Below are 13543 nucleotides of genomic sequence, written 5' to 3' on the forward strand. Positions count from 1 at the left end.
GGCTCAACAAAAAATCATTAATTATTTTAGATGCGTATTATGCAATTTATAAAAAAGACCTTTGTTAAGGTCTTTTTGCACAGCTAAATTAATTTAATCATTTTATTTTGAAGAGTTCCAATAATTGACGTAATTCAACTGTTGAATTCCTCGTTCGACAAACTCAGCATTTTGCCATTGTTTTACATCAACATCGCGTTTTATCAGTTTTGCCTTTAATGCAGTCTGTACACCTTCTTGTAGATGCCCTAGATAATATTCATCCAAAAGTGGTGAAAAAACTGTTTTTAAGGCTTTGTCTTGTAGACTCAATGCATAGAGTTCTGTTGGTAATCCAGCATTTTTAGTGACAAGTTGAATGGCATTATCGCGGTTTTCAGGCTGTGAGACCCAATGTGCTGATTGTAAAACCGTATTGACCAATGTTTGGACAATTTCAGGATGTTGCTTAATAAACTCACTACGACCCACCAAACCTGATTGAATTGTTCCAGCTCCATCCTGTCTCTGACCAGTACTCAGCGGAACCTCTACAATTTTCTGCTGTTTTAACGCTAGGATTGGCATTAAACCCCAGCTAGCATCAATTTGCTTAGCTGCAAGTGCTGCATTGGCCGCAGCAGGATCCAAATTAATTAAGCATCTATGTGCCGACCAGTTGCTACCAGTAATGTGGTATCGATTTGATTCGATTTGCCAATGATGGCTGCTAAGTCACCTAAAAATGCAAAATCTAATTGCTTATTAGCTAAGGCTTCATTAATTACAGGCCCTGCACCTTTAAAAAATTGCCATTCAACCTGAATATTTTTCTTTGCAAATTCTTTTTCAAGTAACTGATTTAAATATATATAATCAACTAATGGTGTGCCGCTGCTGTGTCTTTCACTACTACTTAGATCAGGTACAGCAATTCGAATTTTTACAATGTTTTCAGTCTGATTTGTTGTTTTTGATGGTGCTGATGAAGATGGTTTGAAAATAAATAGTAGCAAAGCAATAAAAATAAGTGCAGGAATAATCCAGATAAATCGATTACGTTTTGATAGTGTGGCCATATCGTTTTTCTCAACAACATATACAACGTCACTGCTTAACGGCAATGACGTTTTGCATGTTTAAAATGGTATTTAGTTGGCATTTAAAACGGCGTGAAGCTTGGCTTTTTCGAGTTGTTCTTCTGATAAATCCTTGGGTAATGTGGTTTTACCTTTTAAGCCATGTACACCAGTCGTTACTTCACCGGCAAGTGTAATTCGGCGTACAACGCGATGTTGATCGCCATAATCGTTAACCGCATAGTGCTGTGTAGAGCGATTATCCCAAATTACCACATCTCCTTCCTGCCATTGCCAACGCACTGTATTTTCTGGTCGCGTTACTTTTTCTTGTAAAATATTAAATAAAAGCTGTGAATCACTTTGGCTAAACCCCACAAGTCGTTTGAAAAAATGCCCAAGTAAGAGGCTTTTCTTGCCAGTTTCTGGATGTACTACGACTACTGGATGCTCTGTCTCATACTTGGTAGATACAAAAATTTTCTTCAGTCTTTCTAGCTGTTCCGGCTCAACATTTTGTTTTGGTCCACCATAATCATATTCATTTGAATGTACAGCTACCAATTGCTCAGCAAATTGCTGTAAAAGCTCAGGAAGATCCTCATAAGCAGTTTCAGTATTTGCCCAAGTTGTATCACCACCTGTTGCAGGGATGATTAGACTTCTCAAGATACTAATTTTAGGATAGGCATCAACAAAAGTTACATCAGTATGCCAAGAATTGGCGCGTGCACCTTTTTGTGAGTCAAGTTCAAAAATAAAATCTGTGCCATCCACTGCTGGTACTGTTGGGTGTTTAACGGGTGATCCAAATAATTCTGCAAATTTTTCTTGTTCCGTGTCCCCCAAATGTTGCTGGCCACGAAAGAAGAGTACTTTATGCTCTAGTAGCGCATCGTGTATAAACTGAACTGTAGATGAATCAAGCTCAGAGCTTAAATGAATGCCTGATATTTCAGCCCCAATTCGACCAGTTAATTTTTTAACGTGTAGTTGTTGTGCTGGTTTCTGAATAAATGTGGTCATGTTAATTTCCTGTCATAATATATGACTGAATTTTTATCAGAAACGGCGGCTTATTCTGTTATTTCAGAGACAATCCATCACGTAAAAAATTATTTTGATATTTAAATAATTAATAACACGCACATATGAAAATTAAATATGAAATTATATTTTTTTGAAATTTGAATAAATTTTAACTCTGATAAGCTGTTTAAAATCTTAGTTTATATCTCTGATTTATCATGAAAGCATCATCAATTATCGAGTTCAGGAATCCTATCTCAAAATATCAGAATGATTTTGACGGCGGACAATCTTCGGATCATCAAATTATAACGAATGAATTTATTCATAAAAGTATTCGTATTTTAGAAAACTATCAGGTTATTCAATCTTTATCTAATTCAGAGAAATCTACGCTTATTCAGCATTTAAAAATAAGAAAGTATTATCATAATCAAACAATATACAATCAGAATGATCCGTGTACTGATATCAATATTTTGCTTGAAGGCGCGCTTAAACTTGGCTGGAGCACATCGCAAGGTAAATATCACACCGATATTTTTGTGCCCTCAGGTACATTAATCAATATTGTTCCGATCGTAACGGGTCAACCCCTACTTCACGACCACATTGCACAAGGTAGAACGGTAATTGCCAACCTTCCTGGCCAATTGTTTATGGATGTCATCAGAAATAACGCAGATGCTTTGTTTATGGTGTTGAAATTAATCTGTGTAAGAACACAGCTAAATCGTGAACAAAACTTCATTTATTCAACTGAAACATTGCAAACTCGTCTCGCTAAAAAACTAGTTTTTCTAGTGGATTATCATTCCTATCAGGACAAAGATAAAATTTTACTGAATCTTAAATTGAGTCAGGAAAATCTGGCAGAACTTTTGCAGACTTCAAGACAAAGCATTAATAAAGAACTAGCAGCGCTTTCAAACCAAAACATCATTGAGGTTAAATATAACCAAATCTTTATTTTAGACTTTGAAAAGCTAAGCGATATTGCACAGACTCATCAGTTCAACAGTACCACTAAGTTTCTTTGATATATCTGCTTTTGTCATAATGATATGATTTTATTAGGAGATAACTGTCACAATAGAAACAGAATAAAAATTTGTCATATTTACACTAAGCATTTTAGTCGCTTTGTTGGATAAAACATGACAGATGTAAATATCAATAACCAACCTAATATTTTATTAATTGTGGCAGATGATTTAGGCTTTTCAGATTTAGGTGCTTTTGGCGGAGAAATCAATACACCTCATTTGAATGAATTAGCATTAAACGGCTTAAGACTTACTAATTTTCATACGGCGTCAACCTGCTCCCCCACCCGTGCGATGTTACTTTCAGGTACTGACCATCATTTAGCTGGTTTAGGAACTATGGCAGAGGCCCTTACCCCAGAACTTGAAGGTAAAGAAGGCTACGAAGGTGTGTTAAATAACAAAGTTGCCTCATTACCAGAATTATTAAAAGATGCGGGTTACTACACCATTATGTCTGGGAAATGGCATTTGGGACTAAAACCAGAATATTTTCCAATTAAAAAAGGGTTTGAACGTTCTTTTGCACTATTACCAGGTGCAGCCAATCATTATCTATTTGAAGCAGATATTCCAGAAGACCAAATTCCACGCTTACTTAAGTCCACAAAAGGACTCTATGCAGAAGATGATGAGTTTTCAGAAGAACTGCCACAAGGGTTTTATTCATCAGATTATTTTACCACTCGCCTTCTAGACTTTTTACAAGATGATGAAGAACGCCAAGGACGTCCTTTTTTTGCATATTTACCTTTCTCTGCACCGCACTGGCCCTTACAGGCACCTCAAGAAGATATCGATCGATATAAAGGACGCTATGTGGATGGCCCCGTTAAATTGCGTGAACAGCGCCTTGAGAAACTCAAGCAACTTCAATTGGTAGATGCGGAAACGACAATTCACCCTGTCTTAGCTAGAACTCCATTCTGGGAAAATCTTACCCAAGAGCAACGTGATAAGTCTTCAAGAATTATGGAAGTCTATGCGGCTATGGTAGATCGTATGGATCAAAACGTTGGACGTGTAGTCGAATACCTCAAAGATCGAGGGGAATTAGACAATACCATTGTTATTTTTCTATCAGACAATGGTGCAGAAGGTGCTCAACTCGAAGCTCTACCCGTCTTTGGTGGTCAACTTAATGAAATTATCGAGCAATATTACGACAACAGTATTGATAATATTGGACGCGCAAACTCATATGTTTGGTACGGAGAACATTGGGCTCAAGCAGCCACCGCTCCTGCTCGCTTATATAAGGCCCATACTAGTGAAGGTGGAATTAGAACAGTTTCGTTCATTCACTACGCAGGGTTTAAACGCCAAAATCAGATCAGTCACGAATTTTTGACAGTCATGGATTTACTACCAACCCTACTGGATTATTTAAATATTCAGCACCCTGGTCAAGTGTATAAAGGTCGTCAATTGGTGCCCCTCCGTGGTCGTTCTATCTTGCCATACTTACAAGTACAACAAGATCACATTCACAGTGAAGATCATGTCACAGGTTGGGAGTTATTTGGTCAAAAGGCTCTGCGCAAAGGCGAATGGAAAGCGCTCTTCATCCCTGCGCCAAATGGCCCAAATCGCTGGCAGCTATATAACCTTAAAGATGATAAAGGTGAAACTCATGATTTGGCAAAACAATATCCCGAAAAGCTCGATGAATTACTCAAAGAATGGGCAACTTATGTCAAAGAAAATGGTGTGATTGAAAATGTGCAACAACGAAGATTATTACAGAATGATCAGCTAGAACCGTTTGAAGCATAAAAATAACGAAGAGATTGGTATCAACTGATTGTACTAAGCCAGCACCTAATGCTGGCTTTTACATTTGCCACCTGAACAATATTTTAAAAGGCCTCTGTTGAAAAAAATTACTATTAAATATTATGTTTAAAAATTACTATTAAATATAAAGATAAGATCATCAAAATATAAACTTAAGTTTGTACTGATAATGACAGTGTTCAATTACATAAAAATTAAAATCATCACAAAGAAAACACAAAATGGAGTCATTAATGTCAGTTCAAAAGCACACCTTTCACTTCAAGAGAAAAAGATTAGTTTTAAATAAAATCACGCAAAGTCTGTTTATTTCACTTATAGGGTGTGCAGGATATTCATCTATTGTCTATGCCGAGGACACTTCCGCTACTTCAGGTACAGCGGCAACGGAAGCCAGTACGTCAAATTCAAAGTCAAACAGTAAAGCAGATGATGTCATTCAGCTTGCAGATGTTATTGTGACTACACGAAGACGTGAAGAAAAAGCACAAAATGTTCCAACACCGATTAGTATTTTAAGTGCTAAAACACTGGAAACACAAAAACTCAGCAAACTTGAAGATCTACAACAAGCCCTACCCAGCCTTAATGTTGCTTTCTTAAACCCTCGTCAATCGAGTGTAGCGGTTCGGGGTTTGGGTAATAACCCAGCCAGTGATGGTTTGGAAGCTAGTGTTGGGGTCTATCTGGACAATGTTTACTTAGGTCGCCCCGGCATGGCTGTATTTGATTTATTAGATATTGCCCAACTCGAATTATTACGCGGGCCACAAGGGACATTATTTGGTAAAAATACCACGGCGGGCTTATTAAACATTAGCTCAAAACAGCCTACCTTCGACCCAGACCATTCTGCTGAAATTTCTTTTGGCTCACGCAATTATTTGCAGGCTAAAGGAACATTTTCAGATGCTCTATCCGAAACTGTAGCAGGCCGACTCTCTTTTTATAAAACCACTCAGGATGGTTTTATTGATAACACCTATAATGGTAAAGATTATAACAATACAGATCGCGAAGGTGTTCGCGGTCAAATTCTCTGGAAGCCGCAAGAGAATTTTAATTTACGTCTAATTGCAGATTACAACAAACAAGATGACGATCAAGGCGCGATGGTGGTGTACTACGCTGGGCCAACGTTTAACAGTACCGTATATGGCAATAACTACAATCGTTACTTAGAAAACGCTACACAGTCAGGTGCAAAAAATCTTTACACCAACTGGAAAGACAAACAGATTCATTCAGATGCCCCACAACATATGTCTGTTGAGCAAGGTGGTGGATCGGCAGAAGCCAATTGGTCGCTAGATAGCGGAAAAAAAATTACGTCGATCAGTGCATACCGCTTTTGGAACTTCACCCCTACCAACAGTGATTTTATTAGCTCAAATGCATTGACGAATGCCGGTGTTTCGGTTCGAGATAAACAGTATTCTCAAGAGCTACGCCTAACCTCTGCTGGAAATCAAAAAGTGGATTGGGTAACGGGCCTATATTACTTTCAGCAACAGTTAGACAATACGACTTTCTCTTTATATGGAGATACGGCTGACGCATTCTATCTTTATAACGTTCCGAGCGTGAGAACCTTAATTGCAAATGGTCAATCGAATATTTTGAATAATCGAGATTCGTATGCATACGGAACAACTGAGACAAAAAGCTCAGCAATATTTGGTCAAAGTACATGGCATGCGACACCGAAGCTAGACATCACCACAGGTGCACGAGTCACCTATGAAGATAAGTCTGCCAGTATCTATAGAACCGACCCTATTGGGGGTACTCCAGTTTCGGGATTAAGTGCGGCAGAGCGTAATTTACTAAATGCCCAGCTTGGCGCATACGACTCGGGTGAACTCAAGCAACATGGATTAAGTTACTCTGGCTTACTGACTGGCAGCTATCGTTTAAATCCGAGCACACTGGCCTATGCAACGTATTCACACGGCGAGAAATCAGGAGGCTTTAACCTGAGCATTGGTTCTGCACCAGCAGCGGGTGCTAACTCGTTAAAGGTTGATCCTGAAAAAGCAGATAACTATGAAATTGGATTGAAACAGAATTTTCTTAATAATACCTTACAGCTCAATAGCAATATATTCTGGATTGATGTTTCTGACTATCAAACCACAAGCTATGAACAAGTCGGTAACTCTGTCGTGAGTGTATTGGCAAATGCAGGTAAAGTACGCAGCCGAGGGATTGAACTCGATGCAACCTATCAGCCTATTCGTCGTCTTACACTTAATTTTAATGGTTCGCTTAACGATACCACCTATACAGAATACAAAAACGCGCCTGCTCCATCCAATATCAGCATTCCAACAGGTGTAAATACACAAGATCTGTCTGGAGAACGTGTATATGGCGTACCGAAGTGGATTGCAAATTTCAATTTCCGTTATGACTTAGCTGAGCATAATAACTGGCAGCCCTATGTTTCGGGTAGTTATGCTTGGCGAGATTGGTCATATGGCTCTTTAGATAATAACCCGTACAGTGTTATCAAAGCCTATGGATTGACGAATGCGAGTCTAGGTGCACGACATCGTATTGGTGAAAATGAACTGGATGTTGCGCTATGGGTAAAAAACCTCACTAATGAAACCTATGTGACCAATACATGGAATTCTTCTAATGGTATTGTTCTCGCTAGTTTAGGTCAGCCTCGTACCATTGGTGCAACCGTGAAACTTAGCTTTTAACAAATAAAATGCTCAATCATTGCAGCATTGGCTCCTAAAAAGCCATGCTGCAAATTTTGTATAGAGTTATGGCGTATTTAGAATAGCGTCAATCTGAGTCAACTCATCTGCACTAAACACCGTGTTTTGCAATGCTTTTAAGTTTTCGATGATCTGCTCTGGTCGGCTAGCACCAATAATTGTCGATGTAATACGTTCATCACGTAAAACCCATGACAATGACAATTGAGCCAATGTTTGGTCTCGACGCTTTGCTATTTCATTTAACTGCTGTATTTGCTGTAGCTTCAATGCAACGAGGTGCTCTGACTGTAAATAGCGACTACCACGCCCGATACGTGAATCTTCAGGTACACCATTCAGATATCGTCCAGCCAATAGGCCTTGAGCCAGTGGTGAGAATGTAATTACACCAAAACCCTCTTGTTTAGCAGTCTCCGTTAAACCTTGCTCAATCTGACGTTCAAAAAAATTGTAAATCGGTTGATGCAAAGTAAGTGGAACGTGATAAGCCTTAAGCAATTCTATCAACTGTAAAGTTAACTCTGGTGTATACCCAGAAGAAATCCCCACATAGAGTGCTTTACCTTGTTGCACAATATCGGCAAGTGTCTTGGCTGTTTCTTCAAGCGGTGTTTCAGGGTCATAACGATGTGAATAAAAAATATCGACATAATCAAGCCCCAGTCGCTGTAAGCTCTGATCAAGACTAGCCATCAGATATTTTCGGCTGCTACCACCTTGTCCATAAGGTCCAGGCCACATGTCCCAGCCTGCCTTTGTCGAAATAATGAGTTCATCTCGATATGGCTTGAAGTCGGTTTTTAAAAAGTGCCCAATATTTTTCTCTGCACTTCCAAAGGGTGTTCCATAATTATTGGCTAAATCGAAATGATTAATTCCATGATCAAACGCCGTGTAAAGTACCGATTTTTGTTGCTGAATTGGAGTGTCATCTCCAAAGTTATGCCAGCAACCAAGTGATAATGGTGGTAATACCAAACCGCTATTTTTAATTTTTCGATATTGAAATGATTGATATCGTTCTGAATTTGCGAAATACATATTTTGTCCTTTTATTCGGCAGCAGCCAAGAGGCCGAGGTTTTGTCTAAATGTTTGACCTTCGTATTCTTTGCGGAATAAATTGCGCTGTTGAAGGATGGGAATAACCAGATCGACAAAGTCTCTAATGCCGTTTGATATAACAGCAGGCATAATGTTAAATCCATCTGCTGCACCACTAACGAACCACTCCTCAAGCTGGTCGGCGATATATTCTGGCGTTCCAACCAAACAAAAATGCCCTCGTCCCGATGCAATACGTTGATAGAGCTGTTTAATGGTTAGACCCTGCTCTTGCCCGAGTGCCTGAATCAATTGCTGGCGACTTTGCTGCCCTGTTTGGGTTTCAGATAAATCTAACGAAGCTAAAGGCTCGTTCACATCAACATCGCTTAAGTCAAAATTGCCCAGCATTCTTCCTAAAAGCCCTAGGCCAATGTCATCATCAACGAGCTCATCTAAAAGCTGTTGCTGTTTCTTAGCCTCTTCATGTGTATGGGCAACAAGCACATATACACCCGGCATGACCACTAGCTCATGTTCTTGGCGATCAAAGTCTTCAAGACGTTGCTTTACATCGCTATAAAATTGCTGTGCAGCGGCTAAATTGGATTGCGCAGTAAAAATGACATCTGCGGTACGAGCTGCCAGATTTTTACCTCGTTCTGAACTGCCTGCCTGAACCACCACAGGGTGAGACTGTGGGCTTGGGCTAATATTGAGTGGACCTTTTACCTGAAAAATATCACCGCAATGATTGAGCGTGTGTACCTTATCTGGATTAAAGAAAATACCTGTGGCTTTATCGTGAATAGCTGCATCCTCATCCCAACTATTCCAAAGTCCTTTTACGACATCGTGAAATTCTTCAGCACGTGCATAGCGGTCGTGATGTTTGACATGTTCCTTTGTACTGAAATTTTTCGCTTCAAGTGCAAAATCGGTGGTGACAAGGTTCCAGCCTGCACGTCCAGCAGAAATCTGGTCTAAAGAGGCAAATTTTCTTGCGATATGATATGGCTCATTGTAGGTTGTCGTGGCTGTTCCAATGAGTCCAATATGACGGGTTTGTGTCGCAATTGCCGAAAGTAATGTGAGAGGTTCAATCTCGCTACCGCGAATTTTGCCGGATGTCGCAGTTGCTGGATCAACAGCTAAACTATCGGCAAAAAAAATGGCATCAAATTTCCCCTCTTCAGCTATTTTTGCTGCACTTAAATAGCGTTCATAGGGGCTTAGGTTTAATTGACTCGCTGGATGTCTCCAACTGGCCAAATGATGGCCGTAACCGTCTAAAAATAAATTAAGGTGAAGCTTTCTTGTAGACGAAGGATTACTCATTTTAATCAGTCCAATCGATGGGTGTACACCTCTTAAAAAACGAGGCGTACTAGACATACTTTTTAGAAATTTTTACGGAATGAAATGCCAAAATAGCGTTCATCATCTCTAGGGACTTGACGAGTAATACGGCTACCATTTGTGCTCAGTAAGGTTGCATATGATTTATCCGTTATATTTCGTACATTCAATGCCAATCGCCAGTCAGAAGCAGTATCAGCTAAAGCAATGCTCGCGTTCAAAAGTCCATATGCACCCTGAATGGTGTTTTGGTTTTGGTCGAGACTGAACTGCACTTTGCTCTGCCATGCATATTGGGTTGAAAGTTCAATTTGTTTGTTATTTGCCAGAGTAAAATAGCGATCAAGCTGGGTATTAAATTTCCAATCCGGAGAAAATGGCAACGGTTTACCATTTACATTTGGGCACGATGTATCGGCAGCCGGACATTTGAAGTCATCAATTCGTGCATGTGTATAGGCACCTGAAAAGTTTAATGCCCAATTTGGATTAATCTTATATACCGAATCAATTTCAGCCCCATAGGTAGAGACACTTCCTGCATTAACCAAGCGGGTTATCGGGAAACCATTTGGGTCGAGGGTTCTAAAATTTGCCTGATAGTTATCATAATCAGTGTTAAATAACGCCACATTGACACGCAGACGATTATTCAGCCATTGAGATTTGAGACCAAGTTCGTAAGAGTTAGCCGTTTCTGGATCAATGACAGGCGTATCATTTTGCTGCATATTAAAATAAACGTTATATGCAGGACCTTTATAACCTCTCGAATAGGTAAAATAGCCCAATATATTCGGTGTAAAGTCATATTGAGGTCCAATGCGGCCTGAAACTCCAGTTTCACTGGTCGATCCATCACTGCTAAATGAAGAACGAATGGCATTTCGGACACCTACACCGCTTGGAACAGTTGAAACTCGGCTGTGGTCATAAGACAACTCATCTCGAGTAACACGTAAACCAGCAATCCATCTCAACCGATTTGTGAAATGAAAGGTACCTTCACCAAATGCAGCATAGTTGGTGCTGTCTGTGTTATAGATTGCCTTACCAAAATCTACGACATAAGCATTAGAGGCATTGTTGTACCAAGTTGACTCGCGTTGATAAGTCTCATCGTTTTTGTTCTTTGAAAAATATAGACCCGCGACATAATCAAAGAAGCCATGATCGAGCGGCTTAATTCTAATTTCTTGAGAAAACTGCTTACTGTTAACATGGCCTAAATCGGCAATTCCGGCAAAATTTGGTGTCGGAGCAGCAAGCTGATCACTGTCACCAATCTGTGTGTTTTTCCATTGGCGAAAGGCCGTAATGGATGATAATTGATGATTGGTTAATGTCCAGTCTGCGGTAAGCGCTATACCCTGATTGGTATCATCAGTCGAGGCTTGAGTATTTTCAACTGTACTTCGATTGGTTGGAGATGCCACAACAGGCGATAATGCTGCTGCATAGTTGGCATCGGTATTTTTAACCACAATGCCTGTTGGAGCACTCCCTTTTTTATGTAAATAATCGGCAGTAAAGCCTAAAACTAAACTATCGGTAGGCGTATATTCAAATTTGGTTCTAAACCCATAATTTTTATAGCCATTAACATCTTGATTTGTTGTAAGGTTGTCTACATTACCATCAAAATTACCTAATAGTGCCGAGACATTGGCAGTTAATTTCTCAGGAATTAATGTACCAGATGCTCCTAGTTTAATTCGTTGTTCACCATCATTAGTGGCATAGGCATCAATATAACCAGAGGTTTCACTGGTTGGATTTTTGGTCACAATATTGACTACACCTGCCGATGCGTTTTTACCAAAAAGTGTTCCTTGCGGACCACGTAGGACTTCAATACGATCCACATCTAACAAATCAAGTGTTGCTTGCCCCGGTCGGCTGTACACAACGCCATCTATCACTGTTGAGACTGAAGGCTCCACACCCGGTGAAGTGGTAACAGTTCCAATACCGCGAACAAATAAAGAAGTATCTTTATTGGAAGCTCCTGCCCGAAAGTTAACACTCGGTACTTGTGTTACCAATGTTTCAAGTGAGTTTCTCTGTTGCTTATCGAGTTCCTTTCCACTAATGACTGAAACGGCAACAGGTACTTTTTGAAGTGATTCTTCACGGCGTGTTGCTGTTACAACTACGGTCTCTAACTGAGCCACATCCTCTGAAGAACGTGCAGTATTTGAGACTGTTTCTGCATGAGCTTGTCCCCAAACTGACAAGATACTCAGCGAAAGTAGACTTAGATTTAAAATTTTTTGTTTAGTTGCTGACGTGAACGGATCACGCGCTACATTTTTCGAATGTATCGACATTATTTACCCCATAATTAAGTTTTAAAAGACGGTGCTTATTTCACTGATTTCAGATATTCGTACTGCTGAGTTGGCTTCCAGTAAGTCTTTAAATTTGATTGTTCAAGTGCTTGATTTACAAATGACGGATTAATCCAGCTTTTGACGTCAATATTTTTGCGTATCAACCCTTGTTGCGTAGCCAAAGTGATTTTTTGCTGCAATTGTTGGGTGTAATAGCCATCAAATAACGGTGAATATAAAAACTTCAGATTTACACCATTAAGTTCCTGAGCATAGATAGATGCCGGATAGCCAGATTGGGTAAAAAAGAGTGCGACTTGTGGTACTCGATTTTGCTCATTTGAGAGCCAGTTCAGTCCTTTTACAACCTGAGTCACAACCTGTTGTGTTTCATTTGGATGTTGTCGAATAAACGATTGACGACCTAAAAACACACCTTGAGTAGATCCTGCCCCATTTAACTGACGACTACTGATAGGCAAGTTAACGATGTGTTTGTCTCGTAACGCAAAAAATCGAGAAGGTCCCCATGAAGCATCAATTTTTTTTGCGGCCAAAGCAGCGTTGACGGCGTTAAAGTCTAAATTGACCACTCGCACATCGCTGAGCTTTAAACCTTGGCTGTTCAATGCACTCACAAATGACAATTCATCTGCTGTCCCTCTTAACAAACCAACGCGTTTTCCTTTTAATTCAGCAAAGTTTTTGATCGGAAGATCAGATCTTACTGCCAAATAATTGGTGATGCCACGCGCCGTTGGAACAAGTAATTGGGTATCTAATCCATTGGCTTTACCAATGATTGGAGGTAAATCTCCTAAAAAGGCGAAATCCAGTTGATTGTTGGCCAATGCTTCATTAATGGCTGGCCCAGCACCTTTAAAGAAGTGCCATTCCACTTTGACATTTTTTTTTGCAAGTTCTTGCTCAAGCCATTTTTTGTTGTAAAGCACATCAACAACTCCACCACCCGCGTTTTTCTGACCAGCAGTCAAATCGGGAGAGCCAATTCGAATTGTTTTAAGGCTTTCAGCATAACTGGCATGTCCAAAAGCCAATAAGCTCAGCAAGATCAATTTTTTAAAAATTGATGGTTTCATTATATCTTCCACATTTTTATTGATAAATCAGCGTCGTATTGCT

General features: G+C 39.7%; 8 protein-coding genes and 1 pseudogene. 3 read left to right on the top strand and 6 right to left on the bottom strand.

Translation table 11 applies throughout. The features are described 5' to 3' along the window. Positions 1–102: 102 nt before the first annotated feature. Both I8T81_RS09460 and I8T81_RS09465 read right to left on the bottom strand, forming a co-directional pair. A pseudogene (locus I8T81_RS09460) lies at positions 103–1058 on the bottom strand (ABC transporter substrate-binding protein). Positions 1059–1130: 72 nt separating this feature from the next. Then, on the bottom strand, positions 1131–2084 hold the full coding sequence (locus tag I8T81_RS09465; RefSeq protein WP_198070967.1) for a TauD/TfdA dioxygenase family protein: 954 nt from the start codon (positions 2082–2084) through the stop codon (positions 1131–1133). Between the two features lie 221 nt (positions 2085–2305). On the opposite strand from I8T81_RS09465, the gene I8T81_RS09470 reads away from it, so the two are divergent. From I8T81_RS09470 to I8T81_RS09480, 3 genes are all read left to right on the top strand, one after another. Next, entirely contained in the window at positions 2306–3127 is an 822-nt protein-coding gene (locus I8T81_RS09470) for a Crp/Fnr family transcriptional regulator (RefSeq protein WP_198070968.1), read from the top strand. Positions 3128–3244: 117 nt separating this feature from the next. Beyond that, a complete protein-coding gene (locus I8T81_RS09475) occupies positions 3245–4909 on the top strand; it encodes an arylsulfatase (RefSeq protein WP_198070969.1) in 1665 nt (554 codons plus the stop codon). 242 nt (positions 4910–5151) lie between these two features. Continuing rightward, complete coding sequence (locus tag I8T81_RS09480; RefSeq protein ID WP_198070970.1) at positions 5152–7641, top strand: TonB-dependent receptor; 2490 nt, start codon at positions 5152–5154, stop codon at positions 7639–7641. 66 nt (positions 7642–7707) lie between these two features. Here I8T81_RS09480 and mgrA read toward each other — a convergent pair whose 3' ends face one another. The 4 genes from mgrA to I8T81_RS09500 form a co-directional block, all read right to left on the bottom strand. After that, a complete protein-coding gene (mgrA, locus tag I8T81_RS09485; protein WP_198070971.1) occupies positions 7708–8706 on the bottom strand; it encodes an L-glyceraldehyde 3-phosphate reductase in 999 nt (332 codons plus the stop codon). Positions 8707–8717: 11 nt separating this feature from the next. Further along, on the bottom strand, positions 8718–10046 hold the full coding sequence (locus I8T81_RS09490) for an LLM class flavin-dependent oxidoreductase (RefSeq protein ID WP_198070972.1): 1329 nt from the start codon (positions 10044–10046) through the stop codon (positions 8718–8720). Between the two features lie 62 nt (positions 10047–10108). Next, positions 10109–12304 (bottom strand): TonB-dependent receptor, encoded by a 2196-nt coding sequence (locus tag I8T81_RS09495; protein WP_198072759.1) that lies wholly within the window; start codon positions 12302–12304, stop codon positions 10109–10111. Positions 12305–12432: 128 nt separating this feature from the next. Beyond that, entirely contained in the window at positions 12433–13500 is a 1068-nt protein-coding gene (locus tag I8T81_RS09500) for an ABC transporter substrate-binding protein (RefSeq protein WP_198070973.1), read from the bottom strand. Positions 13501–13543: the final 43 nt, after the last annotated feature.

This window comes from Acinetobacter seifertii (assembly GCF_016064815.1).
In the GTDB taxonomy this organism is placed as follows: Bacteria; Pseudomonadota; Gammaproteobacteria; order Pseudomonadales; family Moraxellaceae; genus Acinetobacter; species Acinetobacter seifertii.